Origin of the sequence: Lactobacillus colini, from assembly GCF_017874575.1 — a bacterium.
GTDB lineage: Bacteria > Bacillota > Bacilli > Lactobacillales > Lactobacillaceae > Lactobacillus > Lactobacillus colini.
The window spans coordinates 67,334-89,179 of the sequence record NZ_JAGGLU010000007.1; the positions used below are offsets into that span (position 1 = coordinate 67,334).

Annotated in this window: 17 protein-coding genes; 5 read left to right on the forward strand and 12 right to left on the reverse strand. The window is 35.2% G+C overall.

The genetic code is table 11. The features are described 5' to 3' along the window. The first annotated feature begins 70 nt into the window (after positions 1–70). Both J2Z60_RS07045 and J2Z60_RS07050 read left to right on the forward strand, forming a co-directional pair. On the forward strand, positions 71–880 hold the full coding sequence (locus J2Z60_RS07045; RefSeq protein WP_209686987.1) for an Rpn family recombination-promoting nuclease/putative transposase: 810 nt from the start codon (positions 71–73) through the stop codon (positions 878–880). Continuing rightward, positions 864–1,142, forward strand: coding sequence for a hypothetical protein (locus tag J2Z60_RS07050; protein WP_209686988.1), 279 nt, complete (start codon positions 864–866; stop codon positions 1,140–1,142). Before J2Z60_RS07045 ends, J2Z60_RS07050 begins: the two co-directional genes overlap by 17 nt. 103 nt (positions 1,143–1,245) lie before the next feature. On the opposite strand, the gene pgmB is transcribed toward J2Z60_RS07050, so the two are convergent. Further along, the gene (pgmB, locus tag J2Z60_RS07055; RefSeq protein ID WP_209686989.1) at positions 1,246–1,908 is read right to left on the reverse strand and encodes a beta-phosphoglucomutase; all 663 of its coding nucleotides are present in this window, start codon (positions 1,906–1,908) and stop codon (positions 1,246–1,248) included. 113 nt (positions 1,909–2,021) lie between these two features. Continuing rightward, a complete protein-coding gene (locus tag J2Z60_RS07060; protein ID WP_209686990.1) occupies positions 2,022–3,032 on the reverse strand; it encodes an AraC family transcriptional regulator in 1,011 nt (336 codons plus the stop codon). A 164-nt stretch (positions 3,033–3,196) separates the two neighbouring features. On the opposite strand from J2Z60_RS07060, the gene J2Z60_RS07065 reads away from it, so the two are divergent. Together J2Z60_RS07065 and J2Z60_RS07070 are read left to right on the forward strand one after the other, a co-directional pair. After that, complete coding sequence (locus J2Z60_RS07065) at positions 3,197–4,900, forward strand: glycoside hydrolase family 3 protein (protein WP_209686991.1); 1,704 nt, start codon at positions 3,197–3,199, stop codon at positions 4,898–4,900. A gap of 55 nt (positions 4,901–4,955) precedes the next feature. After that, entirely contained in the window at positions 4,956–6,023 is a 1,068-nt protein-coding gene (locus J2Z60_RS07070) for an alpha/beta hydrolase (RefSeq protein ID WP_209686992.1), read from the forward strand. Between the two features lie 63 nt (positions 6,024–6,086). Here the strand turns inward: J2Z60_RS07070 and J2Z60_RS07075 are convergent, their stop codons facing one another. The 6 genes from J2Z60_RS07075 to J2Z60_RS07100 all read right to left on the reverse strand — a co-directional run bounded on the left by J2Z60_RS07075 (position 6,087) and on the right by J2Z60_RS07100 (position 15,545). Further along, positions 6,087–6,347 carry a SemiSWEET family transporter gene (locus J2Z60_RS07075; protein ID WP_209686993.1) on the reverse strand — a complete coding sequence of 87 codons (261 nt, stop codon included), beginning with the start codon at positions 6,345–6,347 and terminating at the stop codon, positions 6,087–6,089. Between the two features lie 54 nt (positions 6,348–6,401). Next, positions 6,402–7,940 (reverse strand): glycoside hydrolase family 43 protein, encoded by a 1,539-nt coding sequence (locus tag J2Z60_RS07080; protein ID WP_209686994.1) that lies wholly within the window; start codon positions 7,938–7,940, stop codon positions 6,402–6,404. A gap of 3 nt (positions 7,941–7,943) precedes the next feature. Continuing rightward, positions 7,944–10,727: an alpha-L-rhamnosidase gene (locus J2Z60_RS07085; RefSeq protein WP_209686995.1), complete on the reverse strand. Its 2,784-nt coding sequence runs from the start codon at positions 10,725–10,727 to the stop codon at positions 7,944–7,946. 53 nt (positions 10,728–10,780) lie between these two features. Further along, complete coding sequence (locus tag J2Z60_RS07090) at positions 10,781–11,818, reverse strand: family 43 glycosylhydrolase (RefSeq protein WP_209686996.1); 1,038 nt, start codon at positions 11,816–11,818, stop codon at positions 10,781–10,783. 11 nt (positions 11,819–11,829) lie between these two features. Continuing rightward, complete coding sequence (locus tag J2Z60_RS07095) at positions 11,830–13,011, reverse strand: MFS transporter (protein WP_209686997.1); 1,182 nt, start codon at positions 13,009–13,011, stop codon at positions 11,830–11,832. A 149-nt stretch (positions 13,012–13,160) separates the two neighbouring features. Beyond that, a complete protein-coding gene (locus J2Z60_RS07100; protein WP_209686998.1) occupies positions 13,161–15,545 on the reverse strand; it encodes a glycoside hydrolase family 2 TIM barrel-domain containing protein in 2,385 nt (794 codons plus the stop codon). A gap of 125 nt (positions 15,546–15,670) precedes the next feature. Between J2Z60_RS07100 and J2Z60_RS07105 the strand changes: the two genes are divergently transcribed. Continuing rightward, entirely contained in the window at positions 15,671–16,792 is a 1,122-nt protein-coding gene (locus J2Z60_RS07105; protein ID WP_209686999.1) for a helix-turn-helix domain-containing protein, read from the forward strand. 47 nt (positions 16,793–16,839) lie between these two features. Here J2Z60_RS07105 and J2Z60_RS07110 read toward each other — a convergent pair whose 3' ends face one another. From J2Z60_RS07110 to J2Z60_RS07125, 4 genes are read right to left on the reverse strand one after another with little or no spacing between them, the layout of a single operon-like run. Continuing rightward, positions 16,840–17,817, reverse strand: a complete 978-nt coding sequence (locus J2Z60_RS07110) for a 3'-5' exoribonuclease YhaM family protein (protein WP_209687023.1) — start codon at positions 17,815–17,817, stop codon at positions 16,840–16,842. Next, the gene (locus J2Z60_RS07115; RefSeq protein ID WP_209687000.1) at positions 17,817–20,261 is read right to left on the reverse strand and encodes an ATP-binding protein; all 2,445 of its coding nucleotides are present in this window, start codon (positions 20,259–20,261) and stop codon (positions 17,817–17,819) included. Before J2Z60_RS07115 ends, J2Z60_RS07110 begins: the two co-directional genes overlap by 1 nt. Further along, entirely contained in the window at positions 20,245–21,462 is a 1,218-nt protein-coding gene (locus J2Z60_RS07120) for a metallophosphoesterase family protein (RefSeq protein WP_209687001.1), read from the reverse strand. The genes J2Z60_RS07115 and J2Z60_RS07120 overlap by 17 nt, the downstream gene beginning before the upstream one ends. Positions 21,463–21,464: 2 nt before the next feature. Then, positions 21,465–21,824 carry a YlbF family regulator gene (locus J2Z60_RS07125; RefSeq protein WP_209687002.1) on the reverse strand — a complete coding sequence of 120 codons (360 nt, stop codon included), beginning with the start codon at positions 21,822–21,824 and terminating at the stop codon, positions 21,465–21,467. Positions 21,825–21,846 lie beyond the last annotated feature (22 nt).

Below are 21,846 nucleotides of genomic sequence, written 5' to 3' on the forward strand. Positions count from 1 at the left end.
CGTTTTTTGCGTAAGTTATGATGGAGGATAAATTTATCTCCTTCCAATAAATTACGAAAGGACGTATCAAATGCTAAGAAGAAGTTATCTAGCCGGTGACTTTAAGCAAGATCTAACACTTGATCCAATCTTTGGTTATGTGATGAGTAAGAAGGAAAATTGCCTACACCTCTTGCAAATGGCACTACCAGAATTAGACATTCAAGAGATTGTTGACATTTCACCACAAAAGCCGATTGACCTAAACTTATTTGAAAAGACATCGAGATTAGATGTCTATGCTAAGGATAAGCAAGAACGTGTCTATGATATTGAGATGCAGAACTTGCCGGTTGATTTTTTAACTAGGAGGGCCTGGTATTATTTACGGCAGTTAAATATACCTAAGCCCGGAGAAGATTATGACCAAGTTAAAGCATCATATGTGATTTTCTTTTGTATGTTTGATCCTTTTGATGAGGATCGGGCGGCTTATAGATTTGACTTTACTGAACAAAAAAATCATAATTTAACTATAGAGAATGTAGGACATTTGTTATTCTTTAATGCCAAGGGCAAGGACAGAAGCAACATAACGCCGCAGATGTCAGAGTTCTTAGATTATTTAAATGGTCAGACAGTCAAGAAGCCAAGTAAGTATATCATCCAACTAAATGACGACATTAAAGAATACACGAGAAAACCAGAATGGGGCGAGATTATGAATCAGATTGCTTTGATGAGAGAAGCCATTAGACAAGAAGCCGTAGTAAAGATGATTGAATCTTATCGTGAAGATTTCAATCTTGATGATAACAAGATATTATCATTATTGACTAAAAGATATGGTGATGACTTCACTAAAGATGAGCTTCAAGAGATGATTGAACAGACTAAATAAAATTATTAAGGCGGCTAGCAAGTCGCCTTTTATCAACAATGTTATTGAAGAATACACGAGTAAACTGGAATGGGGCGAGATTATGAATCAGATTGCTTTAATGAGAGAAGATATTAGACGTGAAGATATAGCAAAGATGATTGAATCTTATCGAAAAAACTTTGAATTAACAGATGAAAAGATTTTACTACTGTTAACCCAAAGCTATGGTGACGACTTCACTAAAGATGAGCTTCAAGAAATGATTGAACAGACTAAGTAATCTACTCCGGTCTTTCAAGAATATAATCATAAACAAAGACGACCTTAGCACAAGCTAAGATCGTCTTTTCGTCTATTAAACATTGGAGTGCATTTAGCACAACCTATCTCTTATTAAATTCTGCTTCAATCTCATCTAAATTCAATTGGCTAGTATCAGGCACAATATAGTCAGCTTCCTTAAGCAACTCTTGGTTGCCAATTCCTACTGCAAACTGTCCTGCAGCCTTAATAGCTTCTACACCAGCCTTTGCATCTTCAAGGCTAATTACTTCATTAGCCTTCAATCCAGCGATTTTTTGTGCTTTGATATAAATTTCTGGATCAGGCTTACCATGTTTGAGTGTAGCTGGATCAACAATCCCATCAAATTCATCAATAATGCCCAATCGTCTTAAGATCTTAGGGGCATTCTTAGAAGCTGAGGCAATGACGATCTTTAAATTATGCCGTTTGGCAGCTGCTAATAATTCAGGAATACCCGGCAGAATATCCTTAGGTGTCATAGTTTCAACTTGTTCTACGAACTTAGCATTTTTTTCTGCTGCAAGTTTTTCTTTTTCTTCTAAGCTATATTTATCGCTCTGGTCCCCATATTTCAAAATTAAATTCAAAGAATCCATTCTTGAAATACCACGCAAGCTATCAAGCTGGCTCTGATTTAACTTTATCCCTAATTCTTTAGCCAAATTATTCCAAGCAGTCAGATGAAATTTAGCCGAATTGGTTAACACACCATCTAAATCAAAAAGCAATCCTTTAAGCATATTAAAATTCCTTTCAACATCTTTACTTAAATTTATTCTAAGGCTTGCTATTTACACCTACTATGCTTAAAAGAAATAACAATTATGTCGATTTCCTAGATTAATTATCAAAACTATCCTTTAATTGCTTGCTTACGATATTCTGCTGGCGAACAACCGATAAATTTTTTAAATACTTTATAAAAATATGATGGATTCTCATATCCTACCTCCAAAGAGATCTTATCAATGGGCGCATTAGTAAAAGCCAGATACTCGGCTGCGGTATTTATTCTTTGAATATGGACTAATTTGATGAAGGTATAACCTGTTTTTTTCTTTAAATATGATGATAAATAATTGGGATTAAACCCAAAATGCTTAGCCATTTGATCTAAATTAGCCGTCCTAAAATTCTTTTCAATATATAGTAACAGGGTCAAAGTATCAATTTCATTAACATTTTGTGCAGATTTTTGCACCTGCAAAACAGGATTCTTACCCGCTCCCCTGACTAATCGAACCAAGAGCTCTAATATCTCTAAGCGTATAATCTGATTGCTTTGGCTATCTGGGCGATAATATTCAGAAATAATATCATAAATAGTATTTACGACATGAGGATCGTGTTTGGTATGAAACAAATTAAATGCACCATGAGAATTAGTACTAGACAATAACGAGAACATTAATGATGAAACTGACTTAGCATTGGGGCTATGAGTTAAGAAATCGAGATCATTTAAGGAAAATGCTGCCTTCTTCATTGCAATATTAATAACAATAGTACCATTAGATATTGGCTCTACCTTATGGATTGTCTTATTCCCCATAATAATTATTTCATCCTGCTTCATGGGAATCTCTTCAGTTGGAGTACGGACAATACAATGACCTAATAGTACAACCATGATTTCGACATAATTATGTATATGATATGGAACAAATGAATTAATTGGCTGTGTAGAAATTGAAATTAACTGTCCATTTCTCTTTAAAGACTTATCTTTTAAAGCTTCGAAAAATTCATACACTGGTTCGCCATTAACCTCTTTAGCAATCATTGGTTTAAATCGTTCTCTAACCTCATCCCAACTCTGAGTTCTATTATTTTGTTGCAGCAATTCTAATATCTCTGTGTTCATTTTATACCTCACATTATTCTCAATAGCTATTATCTATTCTATATATAAATTATTAGCTAATATGTGAAATCGACATATATTTTATTAAATTTAACAATAGTATCTTATCAAACTTTACTATAAAATGTAAGCGTTAACTAAAGTGAAGATTATGGAGGTTTATTATGGTTGATTTAACTGCAAAACCATATTACTTAAACAAAGAACAAATAAATTATATTAAAAATAAACTCAAAACTATGTCTATCGACGAAAAAGTTGGTCAATTGTTCTTCGTAATTGGTCAAGATGAAGACACTGTTGATATTAAAGAATTTATCAAAAAATACCAACCTGGTGGTATGATGTACCGCCCCGATAAAGCTGAAAAAATTAAGCGTGAAATTGGCCTTGCTCAAAGCACTGCTAAAATTCCAATGTTTTTCGCTGCAAACTTAGAATCAGGTGGTAATGGTATTGTCTCAGAAGGTACCTGGTTCGGCAATCCTCTACAAATGGCTGCTACTGATGATCCACACAGTGCTTACGAATTAGGTAATGTATCAGGACAAGAGGCTTCACAAGTTGGTAATAATATGTCATTTGCACCGATTGTGGACATCGATAACAATTTTAGAAATCCAATCATGAATACCCGTACCTTCGGTAGTGATAAGGATCGAGTTATTAAGATGTCTGATGCCCAAATAAAAGGGTTAGAAGAGAATCATATTATTCCTGTTATCAAGCACTTCCCTGGTGATGGAGTCGATGATCGTGACCAACACCTAGTAAGTTCCGTTAACTCACTTCCAGCTGACGAATGGATGAACACTTATGGACAAATCTACCACCACTTAATTGAAAACGGTGTACCTTCAGTCATGATTGCCCACATTATGCAGCCTGCATGGGAACGCCGCCTGCAGCCTGGTATTGAGGATAAGGATTTGCGTCCAGCTTCAAGCTCTAAACTATTAATTGATGGTCTCTTAAGAAAGGTACTCAACTTCAATGGCTTAGCTATAACTGACGCTACGCCAATGATTGGTTATAATGCGGCATTACCTAGAAAAGAATTATTACCTGCAACTATTAATGCTGGCATTGATATGATTTTATTTAATAAGAATATTGATGAAGACTATAAGTTCATTCACGAAGCTATTGCAGACGGCAAGCTATCAATGGACCGTGTTGACGAAGCTGTAACTCGCATTCTTGCTACTAAGCTTGCTCAGGGTATCATGAATACCAAAGAAGAAGCAACTATGGAAGTCCCAGATGTTATTGACCTACATTCTGATGAACACCAAAAGTTAGCCCAAGAAGTTGCTAAGAAGGCAGTAACCTTGGTTAAAGATCGCGATCAGCTCTTACCATTAACTCCTAAGAAATACCCACGCGTTCGGTTAGTAGTCATGGGAGATTCTGATGATGGTGGTTTCAAAGAAGGTGGACATGTAACTGATGCCTTCAAGAAGGCTCTTGAAGATGAAGGTTTTCAAGTAACTATCTTCGATAAAAAGCACCTAGACTTCCATGAAATGTTTGAAGAAGGTGTGCAGGATATGAAGGATAAATTTGACCTAGCTTTCTATGTTGCCAACGTCGAAACTGCAAGTAACCAGACCACTACTCGTCTAGACTGGATTCACTTGATGGCTGCCGATTCTCCTTGGTACATGAAGAGCATCCCTACTGTCTTCGTATCAACTGCTAATCCATACCACTTGTATGATATTCCTAACGTTTCAACATTTATTAATGCCTATACTGGTAACAAGCCTTCAATTGATGCTGTTATGCGCAAGGTAACAGGTAAGGAATCCTTCGAAGGGATTAATCCTGTAGACCCATTCTGTGGTGACTTTACTACTAGACTTTAACATTTTAAGAGTGCAATATGTGTTGCGCTCTTTTTTATAATACAAGGAGAAAATTATGAATTACGATGAACAATTACAAGCATTATTGCAGGCTAACACTGAAGGAAATACTACTATCAAATATGTACCTGGTAAAAATGAAAGCGGCTGGCTTTCAGATGATACTCGCAATGAATTAACTAATATGTTTGCCCATAATCCTATGTTTCAGAATATGGACAAGCATGATGTTAAACCTAAAGCTACTCCTTCAATTCAAGACTTCCGTGATGGCATGGGCTCTAAGAACAAGAATGTCGCTAAACACGAGTTAATTATTGACAATGAAGTCTTAAATGGTTCACTTATTACTAGAACTTATGTAAGAAGCGACTTGCAAGATAAGGTCCTCCCTGCCCTAATCTATGTTCACGGTGGTGCATTCTATGGTGGCTCCGCTCTTGCAGTTGATAATGTAGCACGCGCTCTAGCAGACTTTGGTCCCTATCGTGTCTATAATCTTGAATATCCTCTGGCTCCAGAGCATCCATATCCATCAGCACTACTATCTTGTTACAACTTACTTAAATACCTGACTACTCATGCTAAGGAATTGAGGATAGATCCTAACAAGATCTATATGTCAGGTGATTCTGCTGGTGGTAACTTAACTTTAGCCACTGCAATCTTAGATCACATTATTTTTAGGACTAAGTATCTTACAAGAACTGTCCTCTACTACCCTGACGTTACGATGGTTAAAGAAGAAAAGGAAGAATTATGCAATCCAGACAAGTTCGAAGCTAAGGAGATGGAAGACCAGATTAAATCATTTATTAAATTTTTTAGTACAGATGATTTAGCAGAAAGGATGTATGCCAATCAGCATGATCTACATAATCCTCTTCTTTCACCACTAAATGCAAAATATTATGAAGAATTACCAGCTACCGAAGTAATTGTAGGTGAATTTGATCCTCTTCGCTTCCAAGGTCAGGCACTAGTAGATAAATTAAATAAAAACGGTGTAGAATCACATTTTGTGCTCTACAACGGAATGAGTCATGCTTTCTTAGATTCTATTGGCTACTATCCTCAAGCTGAAGACTCTATTAAGGAAGCTGTGAAGTTTTTGAATAAATAAAATCTTTACCAACTAAAAATGCGTTCATGTTATTATCTTTAGCATGAACGTATTTTTCATTGATTAAAAACTAGTAATCCCAGTAATTATTCCCAGCACTACCCCTGGTGCATTAGCAATGATAATTGGCCAGTCCCTCTTAACTGCATACCAGCCATAAATAACCCAAAGCATAGCATTTATGGCTGCGACAAATGGCTGAACTGGATTGCCCTTATGTCCACTTAAATTACTCATTATCTGAGCAATATAAGAAACATACATCAACACCGAAATAAACGATGCAACTCTTCCTAAAATTATGTAGCCTGTCCTCTTATGCATAAATACCTCCAAAAATTAATAACAAAAAAGAGTCTAAAATAGACTCCCTTTATTTTAAACACGCTTTACATTCTCGACAACCATTTCTGCATTTTCTTTAGCATATAACCCTTGAAAATCACCAGTATTCAAAGCTGCAATTGCTTCATTAGATAAATGAATTGCATCTGTTGTAAAGCCAATGACATTTCCTTTTTGATCTTTAACGATAAATTCTTTCTCTTCAACAGTATTGATTAATTTAAATTCAATAGGTTTTGCTTTTAGTTGACCAATTTTTTCATTAATCTCTACATCAAAAATTTGTTGATCGCGGTAAACGTCATATTCATTGCCGTTTTGTTTAACCATAATTGCTGCATGATTATCTGCATCAATTAAAGATACAATACCCAATTCGCCATTATTAAATTTACTTAAATTATAATCTACATTTACGATAAATTTCTCATTATGTTCAGTTTGTCTTAATCCTACAAATGCTGGAGTTGACAAGTCACTAACTGTCTTATTATTACCAATCAGATGCAGTTTATTATCCTTGATGAATAAGTTATTCTTTAATGAGTCCCTTAAAGTTAACCATTCTGGACGTAGTTTTTCTTCAGAAAAGTTATCTACGAAGTTAGTCAATTCTTGTAAATTATCCAACGACTTAGCATGCTCTGGAAAGTTAGACAGATCCACTTCTTCAGTTGGAACACCACCATTAATTACAGGCCAGCCATTTCGCCAAACTACGGGATAAAGTAAGGTTTCACGACCTAAATTAGTAATTGTCTTAAAGCCACTGGCAGCAGGGCGCGTACCTAAGCATACCATCCACCAATTACCTTCTGAATCAGTGAACAAGTCCGCATGCCCGACATTCTGAATGCCTTGTTCAGCACGATCACGATTAGTAAAGATAGGGTTAATACCATCCTCAGCCTTATATGGTCCCCACAAGTCTTTACTGCGCATAATAGTAATCATATGGCCTTGCCCTGTGCCGCCTTCAGCCATCAACAAGTAGTAATAGCCATCTTTCTTAAAAATATGTGGTCCTTCTACATCGCGTCCACCAGTACCATAGGTTAGGATCTTAGGACCATCTAAGATTTCACCGGTTTCAAGATTTATCTCTACCTGACGAATAGCCTTAGTGCCTCGATCATCAATATAACCTGTGAATTGAACATAAGTCTTATCATCTTCAAAATATAGATCTGGATCAATTCCTGGAACATCTACTTCAACACGATTCTCTTCCCAGTTAATCGTTTCACCATCATCACTCAACTTACCACGAATAATAAAAGTCTTAAATTCCGCAAAGTTAGTAGTAATTACATAGAAATATCCTTCATGATAACGAATATTAACAGCAAAAATGCCCTCATTAGACTTCGAACTTCTTAAATCAGCTTGCTTAGGCGTTACTGCTATCCCACCTAATGTTTTCCAGTTAAGTAAGTCCTTACTGCTCAAAACCGTCATCCCTGGATAGTATTCAAAGGTACTATTTACCAAGTAATAAGTATCATTTACCCTAACAAGGCTAGGATCTGGGTGCATCCCACGAATAATTGGATTTTTATATGATGTAATCATTTTTTAGTTTCTTTCTTCTAAAATTGGTGTAGTTGTCAAAATTGCATAAATCTTTTCAAATTCTTCAGCAGCAATATTAATTGATGGATTGATTTCATTAATTTTAGCAATGCTCATACCTCCCATTGGGCCTTGTAGTCCATTAGGATCGTTTTCAAACATTTTGAATACATCACTGACTTGATCAATTCTCTCAACTAATTCTCTATCACTCATAATTACCTTAACCGGCGTATCCTCGGTATAGCGTTCGATATAGTCATGATTTGGAATATACTCAATCATATAATCACCAGCAGCAAGTTCAATTCCATTAGCTACTTCTTCACCGTTTAAATTAAACTTATCTGTTCTTGGTAAATGTACTTTAACTACTACCCCATAAGGCACAGACAAGTTAAGTTTAATGGTATGTTCCTCATCTGCTTCAATTTGATATTCAACCTTAAAGTCGCCGTAGCTGCTTTGATAGTGGCCCTTAATATGCTTCAAACGATAATCAAATTCTGGTGCAAAGTCAATTCTTTGATAACCAGCAGAATGGCTTCTTATACCAAGCACATAACGATATACCCACTCCATAATGGCACCAATACTATAGTGGTTAAGCGAGTTCATGCCTTCAGGATTCATTGAACCATCTTCTTGTACTGAATTCCAACGCTCCCAAACAGTAGTAGCACCCATCTTAACTGCATAAAGCCAACTTGGGAAATCTTCTTGCATAAAGATCTTAGTTGCCAATTTATGGTGACCATATTCAGATAGAACTTGGTTAACAAATGGGGTGCCAACAAAGCCAGTCTTCAAGTGATCGTTATCCTTATGCAATCTAGCCGCTAAATCATCTGCAACCCTAGCTTTCTTATCTTCTGGTACTAAGTTAAACTGCAAAGCTAGTGCATAGGCTGTCTGAGTATCAATTGCAACACGGCCATTCTTAGTAATGTATTCATCTTGAATTGCCCTTAAAATAACTTTTGCCTTATCACCATAAACTTTTGCATCTGCTTCATTACCTAATAACTCAGCAGTCTTAGCAACAATCTTAGTTGAAGCATAATAATAAACTGAAGCAACATAATCTTCATTAGTTTTACCAGTTGGCAGACCTGGCACTTCACCATCAAGTGCTAACCAATCACCAAATTGGAAAGTTCCTACCCAAAGATTTGGCACTTTTGTTTGTTTAGTAATCCAATCAACCCATGACTTCATATCTTGGTAGTTTTGCTTCAAAATTGCAGCATCGCCATATGCTTCATACATATTCCAAGGGATAAAAGTTGCAGCATCACCCCATACAGCAGCACCACCGTCATCAACGCCCATCTTAGGAGCATACATAGTAAGCATACCATCGTGATCTTCTTGCTCAGTTGCCATGTCCTTAGCATACTTCTTAAAGAATTCAAATACATTCATATTAAGTGCTGCAGTCTTAGAAAAGACATTGGCATCCCCAGTCCAAGGCAAACGCTCATCACGTTGTGGACAGTCAATTGGATCATCAATAAAGTTAGATTTTTGACCCCATAAAACATTTTCAAGCAAGCGATTAACCAACTTGTTATCAGTCTCAATCTTACCTGTTTCTGGCATATCGGAATACAAAACTGGCGCCCTAAAGTCATCTACACTAAGAGGCTTAGTATTACCAGTTACCTTAAGATAACGAAAGCCATAGTAAGTAAAGTGTTGACGAACCCAACCTTCTTGTCCATCTGATACATATGTAAATGCAGCTCTAGCTGCTCTTAGGTTATCACGGTAGAAGTTGCCCTCTTGTAGAATTTCACCTGCTTGTAAGGTAATCTTAGTTCCTTTAGGTTCGCGATTATAGAATTCGATTAAACCAGCATGGTTTTGACCAAAATCTATAACTTGCTCTCCTTTAGGAGTATGGATTAATTCAACTGGTTTCAATATTTCATGAATAGTAATTGGTAAGCTCAAGCGATCTTTTAAAAGTGAAGTATCCTTGTCAAGTACAACTACTGGCCGCCAATTCTTGATCTCAATAGTACTATCATAATCTTCACCATAATAAATTGCAGACTTAGTAATGCGACCGCTTGTCGTTTCCCAAGAACTGTCAGTATTAACGACTTCTTCATGACCATCTTCATAAATAATATGCATTTCTGCAATTGCCATGTGTTGATCGCCATAAATGTTTGCTTGGCCACCATTAAAGCCTATATTGCCTTTATACCAACCATCACCAGTTGAAATCAAAATTTCATTCTTAGCTTTAAGCAAATCTGTAACATCATAAGTCTGTACTTGAATCCACTTATCATAAGCGGTTAAACCTGGTGCTAGGTATTCATTGCCTACTTTTTCACCATTAAGGTATGCTTCGTATAGTCCTAAAGCTGTAATATATAATCTAGCGCATTTAATAGTAGAAGTTGTTTCAAAGTCTTTCTTAAATAAAGTGTTTTGAATATCTTTATTCTCATTTGCGATCCACTTAGCATTCCAAACTTCATTCATTTTTCCTGTTTCAAAGAATGTTGTGCTGGAAACCGAATCCTTACCTGATACTTTAACTTCAACACTGTAGCGAGTGCGAGGCTTTAAATTTGCAGATATATCAAAGCAGTTGTTATCGTATTCTACTTCACCTGAATCATAAATAACTTCGTCATTAGCAGTAATGATAACCTGCTTTTTCAAATCTATTTCATCAGTATCTTTAATTGAAAAATTAACCCTTAAATCACTTAAGTTAAATCCAACTGGTTCAGTCATATGATTGATTTGAATATTTGTAATTTTCATAATTATCTCCTTTTAATTAGCAAAAAAGCGCGAAGCTTTTTTGCTCCACTCTTTTACTTAAAATCATCTAAATTCCATTCATCTTTCCAATGAATTTTCACATTTTTACCGTCAAACTCAATTGGTAACCATACGTAATCTGCAATACTTGTATTTTGTACAGGTTGATCTCCCATTTTAGAAAAATCAAATTCTCTATTTTCATAAATGGCATTAAACATTTCTTCATATATTTCGTATTTTTTATCCATTGCTTCTGGTAGCCATCGATCTGCACAAGCTATATATAAGTCTTTTTTATTCTGTACCTTGAATATTGATGAAATTTGAGAGTGAAACGACGTATTACTTTTATCTCCAACATGTGGATTTCCTAATACTTCATATGGACCATGCCAAGTATCAGCTACTGCAGCCATTGAAGGATTAGGCAAATAACCAGTAGTACCAGAAGTTATTAAATAATGTTTACCATCTCGTTGAAAATGAGCTGTTGCCTCACGAACATACGGAGGGTGTCCATAAGGAAAATGTGTAGAATAATAACCAGTAACTCCACAATAATCTTCTGTTAAATCCGCACATATTGTTTCTGTATGACATCTTTCAAAATAAATATATGCTTTTCCATCAGAACCAACAACTAGATCAAAGTCTCCCGAATTCATTTGAAGAGGTTTGTACCATTTCTTAACTATTGTATATGGCCCTAATATATTATCTGCCGTTAAGATAGTCATAGATTGTTCTGATTCACTTTGCATAACCTTTAACCAGCATACAAACTTCTTAGTTTTTTTATTATAAATAATATGCGGTCTATCCATTGATGCCTTAGGATTTAACGGTGACTTCTCATCCTTTACATCAGGAGGAATAATAATTCCTTCACTTTTCCAATTATATAAATCAGTAGAAGAATAGCATCTTATTCCCCAATGCCAAATGCCGTTTTTTCCGTCAGTTTTCTCTTTATTTTCTCCACACCAATAGTATTTACCGTTTAAGTACATTACGGATCCACCATGTGCTTGAATCCTATTACCATCAGTATCTAGCCAAACTTTTCCTGGATGAAATTCCGTATACATTTTATCCCTTCCTAATCTTGGGCACTATTAACTTTCTTTATTTCTTTACCAATAGGTGCAATAAACAAAATTACTGCTAAGACTACAGAAATTACAATACCTGCTAAAAATTGATTTTTGCCAACAGATAAATGTAAAGCACCTAAAATAATCGGAGCAATTGTACCTGCAATCGAGCTAACTAATGTATTAAGAGAAATAATAATTGGAAATTCAGACTTATCAGCAATATTAGATAATCTAAATGGAATAGTCGCATTAATTAGCACGATTCCTGCACCTGAAAACATATTTCCAATAACATGCATTGCCACATTATTAAAGAACAATACACAAGCAAATGATAATGCAAAGCAAGTAAAACCATATGCAATAGTTTTTGATCTAGTAAATTTAGTAATCTTACCCATAAACATGGCAGTTAAAATACCACCGATATTACCAACTGTAACTACTAAGCTTGTATATCCAGTTCCCATACCTTTGCCAGCCAATACAATAGATTGGTTAGCCATAAATGACATCATACAAATAGAAGTTAAAAATGTAATTAAAATGAACAAGTAAGCTAAGCCATTTACATGTTTTAAGGTAGCAAAATAACTGGTTTTTCCTGCACTATTAGTTTCTTTTTTAACTACAGTATCTTTAGGAACTAAGAAGAACGTAATGGCAAAAACAATAATAGCAATACCATAAATCCAGAACATATTACGCCAATTATTAGCTCCAAGAAATCCTCCTAAAGCTGTGAAGAGCATCATACCAATATTATTAAATCCGACACTCCAGCCCATTGCAGTTGCGCGTTCATCACCATCGAAGTGTTCTTGAAGAAGTACTGGGCCAACATTGCTAATTGTACCAGTACCTAAGCCTAAGATAATCATGCAAAGTAAAATTATATTTAAGTTACTATTATAAACTAGTGGTATTAATCCACCGACAACAACACAAAGAATACCTAACAAAGCAATATTCTTTCTGGATATTTTATATGTTAGCCAACTAAAACCTAATGTAGCAATAACTTGCCCTAATTGTGGCACAGTACTTAACATTTGAACTTTAGAAATTGGTTCATTTGGAAATGATTTTGCAATCGCGGCAATTGCATTACCTATAACCGATGACATTAATAGTAAATTCATTATTAAGATACCAAATGCCAATGGCAATTTTTTCTTACTCATAATTATCCTCCTAAATAATCCTGTTAATTGGAATCCTTTTACATTTATTATCTTACTTGCATAAAACCGCTTACACTATCATCAAATAAAAGACGCAATATGTCGATTTCATAGATTTAAGCATATCGATACATTGCGTAAATCTTCTTTTATTTTTCTATAGATGCTTGTAAAGTAGCGCTATTATCAGCTTCATGCTTTACAATTACAACTGCCTTACCTGAGAATAAGCTAACTTCACCTGTCGAAATATCATGATCCACAGGATTACCATTACCTACTCCAATGATGTGACCATTGGTACTGGTTATCCTTATTCTATCAACTGCATCAGGCACTAAGTTACCATTTTTATCTAGCGCACTAAGCTCAAAAATAGTAGTAGTGATTCCAACATAGCGAGCTGTGATTTGAACAGAGTTAGTTTTATTGCTAGTTATCCTTTTATCGGTTGCAACTAATTCACCTGATTTAAATCCTCTAGCTTCTAGCTCTCCTGATTGATATCTAACATTCCAATTGCTTTCACAATCAACTACTTTTTGTTTTCCTAGGCTTTGACCATTTATAAGCAATTCAACTTCGTCCATATTACTGAAGATACGGACATTAACCTTACCATTAAGAATCTCTAAGTCATCTTTATTCCAACTAGTTGCTAAATGAATGACAGGCTTATCTATCCAATGAGCTTGATAATAGTAATAGTAATCTTTAGGCAATCCGCCTAAATCGCTGATACCGAATTGTGAACTGATTGCTGGCCAGCCAAATGGAGACGGCTCACCATAATAATCAAATCCAGTCCATAAGAACACCCCGCCCATATAACTATGTGAGTTAAGATAATCCATTACCGTTTCTGGATGGGCAGTTCCTCCAACTCCAGGGTCTCCTGGCTTTCTCTTGCCTGGGAGTACCATCGAATACATTGATCCTAAGTTATTGCATTGTGCCAAGTCACCATTATCTTTATAAATTCCACGAGTTGAGAAGTATGACGCATTTTCAGTACTCATCATTGGCAAATCGGGATGATTTTTGTGAATAATTTCTGCTCCATTGCCCATTACACCGGCTTCAGGATAATTTACACCCAAGACATCATAATATTTAAGGTAGTCGTCATTTACCTCACCTTCAGGATTAAGCAATTCTGCAGAAACTAATATCGTTCCTGGATGAAGTGACCTAATTAAGCTGGTAACCTTTTTAGCGGACCGCTTGGCAAACTCAGTATTACCTGAAATTTCTTCATTTGCTACTGACCAAAAGGCTAAGCTTGCGTGACTTCTGCTCTTTTTCACCATCTTCTCTAAATCTGATAATCGCCATGGTGTTGCTTCAAGTAGTCGGTTCTCATCCATTAGAATAATTCCTAACTGATCACAAGCATTAAGTAGTTCTTTTGATGCAAAATGATGTGAGCTACGTAAGGCATTAATTCCCATCTCTTTCAAAGTTTTGATCTTATAATTAACAATATCTTGATTTAGGGCTACACCTACACCAGCAAAGTCTTGATGCTCACAAACTCCATGCAATTGATATGGCTTATTGTTTAAAATAAATCCACCCATATCATATGAAACTAGGCGAATACCGAATCTTTGGCTAAGTTCATCCCCATCAATACTTAACTCAGCTTGGTACAAGTTAGGTTCTTCTGGACTCCATAACTTAGGATTATCAATTGTAATAATCTTAGAAAAATGTTGCTTACCTTGTGGTTGGACTAGAACTTCATGGAACTTGACTTCCTTATCTTGGTTAATCCTTAGTGTAGGAGCAACTTTAACTTTCTCAGCAGAATTATTTTTCACTGAAAAGTTAATCTTAACCTCCGCTGGATTAGAGATTGCTAAAGTCTGAAAATAAAAAGAATCTCTTTCAATATGGACAGGACTAACTTCCTCAAGCCAAACATTCTTATAGATGCCAGCTCCTTCATACCACCATCCCTCAGCACCAGTAGTTGTATCAACTCTAACTAAGACAACATTTAATCCTTCGTCATCAAATTTAATTAATCCTGTAACATCAAGATCAATCTCAGTATAACCACTCTCATTATGCCCAAGATATGCTCCATTCATCCAGATATCAGCTGAATGCATAATTCCGTCAAAATGTAAGATATATTCCTTATCTCCGTCTTTAGTTAAAGTAAAAGTTCGACGATAATAAGCAACATTATCTTCCTTAGAACCATTCATTACTAGTGAAGGATTATTTTTATAAGGAGTTCTTCTCTTCCAATCATCAGGAAGGTCTACCTTCTCCCAGCCATCGCCCAACTCATCTAGAATTTGTGTACCTGCTAAGTTACGTAGACCAACATTTTCATCCCCTTGCGCAATCAATTTAAGAAAATGATGTCCACCCATACCAATTGGAACATTCTCTCCTGCTTCACTTGATAATGTAGAAGTTAAGCTGCCTAACGCAAATGACTTTCTAGATAGAGTATTAGGCTTAGACAATTCACCTAAATGAAAACTCCAATTATCGTTTAAATTAATATTTTTTCTCATATTATCACCATCAGTAAATTTATCTTTTTCTTTACATTAAATATTGTAAGCGCTAACTACCAATGGTAAGATGATGTTAATAAGCTATTTTCTAACAAAATTAGTGATTTTGAGGTAATGAAATAATGCAATCTTATGTCTCCTGCCGCGATATTCAGCAGTATCTAAATAACTATTATGAAAAAACAAAAAAAACCGCATCTCTATATGATGCAGTCTTTGGGCTATATCAGCAGCGACAGTTTCACAATTTAAAAAATAAACAATTACCTTCTTCTAATAATCTACAAGATCAATTAATAAATTCCTTGTTAGACTTAAAACTAGATATGTTACCTATGGTTACCAAACCATCCCAATTAGACAAAAATGTATCTGAGAATTACTTTATGTTTAATAAAAAAGATGCCCGAATAATGCTTCAATTTCATCATGAAAAAACTAACATGCATTATCATGATTACTTTGAAATAAATATTGTTTTAAAAGGTCAGATGAAATTCACTTGTCAAAATGAAACCCAAATAATTAAAGAAAATTCTTTAGTTATTATCAGTCCACTAGCCCACCATAAAATTGAAATTATTGATGATAGTCAGGTCATCTGTATTGCAATTAAAAAGAGCACCTTCGATAATAACTTCTTTAGCCTATTGAAAAACGATAACCTGTTGTCTAAGTTTTTTAGTAATAATCTCTACTCTTCGAGTTATAACTTTCTTTTATTTCACATCCAAACTGATGAGTTATTAATTAGGACACTACAGCGCATTGTAGATGAATCCTATTCTGATAGCCCCTATGCAAACGAAATTTGTTGCAACTATATTTCTATACTATTGTCGTATATTCTTCGCGATTTGAGTAATTCAACATATAATCATCCTAAAAATAATTTTCTACCTAATAAAATCGCTGCCATTATTAATCTAATTAAATTTCAATCCAATTCAGTTAATCTTGATTTTTTATCTAAAAATTATGGCTATGACAAAGCTTATCTAGGTAAACTAATTAAACAAAATACCGGTCACTCTTTTAACTATCTTCGAAATTATTATCGGATTCAAAATAGTCGTCGCCTATTAGAATTCTCAGACAAGAGTATTGCAATTATTAGTCAAGAAGTTGGTTATAATTCACCTAATCACTTCGAACGCTGCTTTCAAAAATTTATGGGCACTTCTCCAATTAAATATCGCCAGCAATCACTAAAAAGCCAAATGTCTTATACAAAAAGTACATAGATATATTCCAATTAAAAACAGGAAGCCAAGCTTCCTGTTGAATATCTTTATTCTAATTTTTTAAAATTATCTAAATTATTATCATGCTTAGGACGATAAAAGCGCCGATTATCCTTTGAGCGGACCATCTCTGAAAACTCTCCTGGCACAGTATGTTGCAAGGCATTAGTAATCGCATAAACAGTCGCATCTAAGTCATCAATCTTATGCAATAATTCAGCTTCTAAGGTTGCAGGTCTTCTAGCTGCGCCATATTCTGGCAAGCCATGATGAGAAATTACCATATGTCGCAAAAGCAATATATCCTCACTATGGGCATCAATATTCAATTCGTCAGCCGCCAAGACAATTTCTTCATCTATCAATACTAAATGGCCAATTAAGTTACCTTCTGCAGTATACTTAGTTGCTACCGGCCCTGTCATTTCATATACCTTACCCATGTCATGCAAGATGCATCCCGCATAAAGAAGCTCACGATTAACTTGAGGATAATTGTTAGCAATAGCTTCCGCATCTTTCAACATAGTTGCAGTATGAAAGGCTAGGCCGTTTTTTACTGCATGGTGGTTTGACTTGCCAGCTGGAAAGGAAAAGAACTGTCTTTCAAACTTATGCAATAAATATTTAACAACTCTCTTCCAGTTAGGATTAGCTATCTGATCTACCTTCTGATTAATTTCATTCTTTAAATCAGATACGGGAATCGGGGCAGAATTTACAAACTCACTCATATCATATCCTTCCTCAGGTCCGACTAACCGCATACTATAAATTCTAATCTGCGGATGGTCTTGATACTCCTCGCGCCTTCCATTCACCTCAACTAAGCTTCCAACCTTAAATAATTCCGCATCGCTTGCGCTAGCATTCCAGTAATTACCACGTATTACACCACTACTATCAGAGAAATACAACATTAAATATTGCTTACCATTTCTGCTTGGTCGCAATTGTGCATCTTTCAACATAACGACAATATCCATTTCTTCGCCGTCGTTATAATCAAGGAGCTTTTTATTTATCATTTTGCTTCCCCTTTCTCTGTTAATCGTAATGCCTCATTACCTAACGACTCAGCCAATTCTTCTCTTTGTGTAAAAATAATAACCTGCACTTTACTACTTAAACCCTTCAATAATTGCACAATATACTTGGTCCTCTGATTGTCAAAGTTAACAAACGCATCGTCAATCAGAATCGGCAAACTGATCTTATCTGCCACTTGTTCAACAAAGGCCAATTTCAAGGCAAAGTAAAGTTGCTCGCTAGTCCCTCGTGATAAATATTGAATATCGTATTTTCTTTTAGTTTTAGTAATGACCTTAATCTTTTCATCAACTTCTAGATCAAGATACCTTCCGCCTGTAAGCAGCTTAAAGTATTCCTTAGCGCTCTTAATCATCTTGGGAAAGCGACCATTTGAAGCTAAGTCTAAGCTTACTGCAATCCAGCGAGCAGCAGTTAAGTTAGCTAGATACTGGATACTTCTTTCACGCAGCTGTGACTTTAAATTAGCTAGGGCTTGTTTTTCATCAAAGACTAAACTTGAATCAGCAAGTTGAGCCATTTCAGCCTTGAGTCGTGCTATTTGTTCTTGCAAATTGTTCAAATCAGCTTGCTTATTAGCTAATTCATTATTAACTTGTTTTTGCTTCTGCATAAAATTAGCTTCATTAGGAGCCAATTGCTTTAATTGTTCTAAGTCATCTTTTAGGCTATTTTGCAGAGTAGCCACATGTATTTGTAACTTTTCTTGTTCCTTTACTCGATTATAAAGTTCTCTAAATTCTTCCAAGTTAGCAACTTTATTTTTAACATAAATTTTATTTAACTTGACCTGATCAGTATTAATTTCATCTTTAAGCTGATTTTGCTGCAGTTTTATATCTTGTAAATGTTGCTTGGCTTGGTTAAAGTTATCAATTTTATTTTGAACTTGACCAAGAATTGGAACTATTTGACTAACTGAATCAACACTATATCCTGCATTAAGCAACTTTTGAGCAACTTCTTGCAAATTACTTTCTAGACTGTTTTGACTGCTTTGATTATTAGCTAATTCTTGCTGCTTACTTTGTATATGAATCATCTGGTTAATAGCCTCATTATAGTCAAAGTTATCTAGGCTTAATTGATACTTTTCTTTAAAAGCTTGTACTTCATCATTTTGCTTATGCAAATTATACCAATTTAACCCCAGCATCCCTGCTCCTATTGCACTAAGTAAGATACTTATTGGGTTAACAAGCCAACTTAATAACAAGCCTAAGATAATCAATATAATGCCAATAACATTTAAATTCTGCATTTTATTAGTTGCTTGTTCTCTGGCTTGCTTTTTTGCTTTTTGATAATCATCTTTTAATTCTTGGAGCTGAGTTTCAGACATTACTAGCAGTTTAAATGCCTCAGGTTGATAAGCTTGTAATTGATCCAATTCATTTTGTAAGGCCGTAGTCTTTTGACTTATCTGCTTTAATTCTGCTTCCCACTGCAAGACTTGGGCTTTTTGATTAACTATATCTTGTAAACTTAAATCTTGGTCACCTAAAGTTACTGTAATTTGATCGAATTGCTGGATTAACTTTTGCAAGGATACATTTAAGTTCTTTAACTCTAATTCTAATGTCTGCGCCTTATCAAAGTCTACTTGTGAAAAGGCTATTTGCCTTAATTGCTTTTTTAGGTTTTGGTAATCACGATAATTAGTTATCTGCTGCTTTAGAGTGTTCATCTTTTGAACTTGCTCTTCCACTTGCGCTAGGGAATTTTTTACTGCTTGCTTTTGCACTTCCAAATTTTGTCTTTGCTGGTCTAATTGGTGGTATTGTTCAAATTCTTGACTAGCAGCACTAACTTTATCTGTTTGCTTATCAATTTCCTTTAGTAATTTATTTATTTCAGGATTGCGACCAGTCTTTTTAAAGAGCTCGCTAGCTTGCTTATCGAAGTCATCCCGCAAGTCCAGCAGCTTACTGCTTTCAGCAGCTCCTAAGAAATAGATCCTCTCCATTAACTGCTCTTGACTTAAACTAGTAATTTCACGCAGGGTGTCTTGATTGAAGATGAAGCTATCAACATAAAACTTAGGTCCGATATTTTGAATCTTTTCAAAAAATACTTCTTCTGGAACTTGCTGGCCATTCAAGCTAACGGTTAAGACACCTTTTTTGGAATCACCTTTGACATATAGACGCTTTAAAATATATTCATCAGTTCCATCTTCAAAAGTTAAACTTCCGCCCATCGGACTAACCCTTGCAAGGGGATTATAATCTTCAAAGTATGGTGCTGTCTTATTATTACGTAAATAAAAGCCAAACATTACCTGCTTAATAAAGGCTACTGTAGTACTCTTCCCTGCTTCATTAGCTCCTTGAAAAACCGTCAGACTATCCTTCAAGTTAAAACTAACATTATTCAACTTACCAAAATGAATAATATCAATCTTAGTTAATTTCATCATTTAATTCCTTTAATTTTTGTCCTAATTTGACTTGAGTCAAGCTTTTTACCTCTTCGACAAAGTTATCATCTTGCATCATATCAGCAAGCCAATCATCTTTTTTGGCTAAGCTTTGCCCCAAAGTTAATATCTCTGACTTATTTAATACCTGTTTTTGAGCCTGGTTAAAGGCTGCTTGATCGCTTTTATTGAGAGATAAATTCTCATCTGCGTGTAACTTAATGCGCACTAATAAGGAATTATTATTCAATTTACGCGAAATTTCTTCCAAAGCCTCACTTTCCTGTAAGAAGTCGGCTTCTTTCTCAGTCAAAAAATCACTACCATAGATATTAATTCCCCAAAGGCTACGCTTTTGCATTTCAGCATTTAGTTTAGCAGCAATCTGCTCAATTAAATCACTAAGTGCCAATTCTTGCTGCAGATTGAACTTAGCTTCATGCCATTCAATTGGTGCAGTTGCTATAAAACTAATCTGCGCTTGCTTAGTTTTTTCATTGACTTCAATCAAATCAAATCCCTTAGCACCCTGTTCATTAATGTGGCGGCCTTGAAGATTACCACTATAAGCAATCAAAGGATGCTCACTTAAGACTTGCCGGTGATGGATATGCCCAAGGGCAAAATAATCATAGTTAAGGTTCTTTAATTCACTTAAAGTAAAAGGTGCATAAACATTATGGCCTTTTTGCATCTTCTCTCCGGCATGCATTAGACCTATATTGTACTTTCCTGTTACTTTTATTGGGAATTGGGCTGCCATATCTTGTTCAATGTGATTTTCACGATAAGAGAACCCATGCACCACATATTCGAAGTTAGATTTAGTTTTAAAATTGGCAGATTCAATCTTCTGATCTTGACCCAATAACTTGAAATAGGTACTGTTTACCAAAAGCATTTCCTCTGGATTCAGATAATCATGATTACCCAAAATCATTACTACTTGGATTTCATGATCTACTAATCTCCTAAGCTGCTGGACCAAGAATACTTGGCTCTTGGGACTAGGATGAATGGAATCAAAAGTATCCCCTGCAATTAAAAATAAGTCTACCTGTTCATCAATTGCGTAATCAACGCTTCTCTTAAAAGAGATCTCAGTAGTCTGTTTGATTTGTTCAAATTGCTTAGATGGCAAAAAAGATAGCCCCAAAAAAGGACTATCTAAATGTGCATCAGAAAGATGGATAAATTTCATAATTACTTATCTTCCAACTTTAAATTATCATATAAATCTGTCAATGGCTTAGTGAAGGCTTGTTGAACTTCATTGATTACTTGAAAGACTGCTTGTTCCTTGGTAATCATATCTTTCAAATATTCATTAGCTTCAACTTCCTCGTTGATTTGCTGATATTCTTTTTTTAGTTCTTCAGAAAGAGGTTGTCCACTTTGTTGAGCAGACATAATCTTGCCTTGTAATTCATCCATACGATGGTAAAGATCCATGCTAGCGGAATCTTGCTTCATACTTGCAATCGAAGCCTCAAGAGCCTTATATTGATCAATTTGCTTCAAGTCGTTAGCTAATTGGTTAGCGGTGTCATAAATATTTACCATAAATATTCTCCTCGTATTTACA

What these genes read in the sequence shown, in the direction of transcription:
- J2Z60_RS07045 (WP_209686987.1), top strand. Translation starts at nt 71, where the DNA reads ATGCTAAGAAGAAGTTATCTAGCCGGTGACTTTAAGCAAGATCTAACA.
- J2Z60_RS07120 (WP_209687001.1), bottom strand. Translation starts at nt 21,462, where the DNA reads ATGAAATTTATCCATCTTTCTGATGCACATTTAGATAGTCCTTTTTTG.
- J2Z60_RS07100 (WP_209686998.1), bottom strand. Translation starts at nt 15,545, where the DNA reads ATGAGAAAAAATATTAATTTAAACGATAATTGGAGTTTTCATTTAGGT.
- J2Z60_RS07090 (WP_209686996.1), bottom strand. Translation starts at nt 11,818, where the DNA reads ATGTATACGGAATTTCATCCAGGAAAAGTTTGGCTAGATACTGATGGT.
- J2Z60_RS07115 (WP_209687000.1), bottom strand. Translation starts at nt 20,261, where the DNA reads ATGATGAAATTAACTAAGATTGATATTATTCATTTTGGTAAGTTGAAT.
- J2Z60_RS07080 (WP_209686994.1), bottom strand. Translation starts at nt 7,940, where the DNA reads ATGATTACATCATATAAAAATCCAATTATTCGTGGGATGCACCCAGAT.
- J2Z60_RS07085 (WP_209686995.1), bottom strand. Translation starts at nt 10,727, where the DNA reads ATGAAAATTACAAATATTCAAATCAATCATATGACTGAACCAGTTGGA.
- pgmB (WP_209686989.1), bottom strand. Translation starts at nt 1,908, where the DNA reads ATGCTTAAAGGATTGCTTTTTGATTTAGATGGTGTGTTAACCAATTCG.
- J2Z60_RS07105 (WP_209686999.1), top strand. Translation starts at nt 15,671, where the DNA reads ATGCAATCTTATGTCTCCTGCCGCGATATTCAGCAGTATCTAAATAAC.
- J2Z60_RS07095 (WP_209686997.1), bottom strand. Translation starts at nt 13,011, where the DNA reads ATGAGTAAGAAAAAATTGCCATTGGCATTTGGTATCTTAATAATGAAT.
- J2Z60_RS07125 (WP_209687002.1), bottom strand. Translation starts at nt 21,824, where the DNA reads ATGGTAAATATTTATGACACCGCTAACCAATTAGCTAACGACTTGAAG.
- J2Z60_RS07070 (WP_209686992.1), top strand. Translation starts at nt 4,956, where the DNA reads ATGAATTACGATGAACAATTACAAGCATTATTGCAGGCTAACACTGAA.
- J2Z60_RS07065 (WP_209686991.1), top strand. Translation starts at nt 3,197, where the DNA reads ATGGTTGATTTAACTGCAAAACCATATTACTTAAACAAAGAACAAATA.
- J2Z60_RS07060 (WP_209686990.1), bottom strand. Translation starts at nt 3,032, where the DNA reads ATGAACACAGAGATATTAGAATTGCTGCAACAAAATAATAGAACTCAG.
- J2Z60_RS07075 (WP_209686993.1), bottom strand. Translation starts at nt 6,347, where the DNA reads ATGCATAAGAGGACAGGCTACATAATTTTAGGAAGAGTTGCATCGTTT.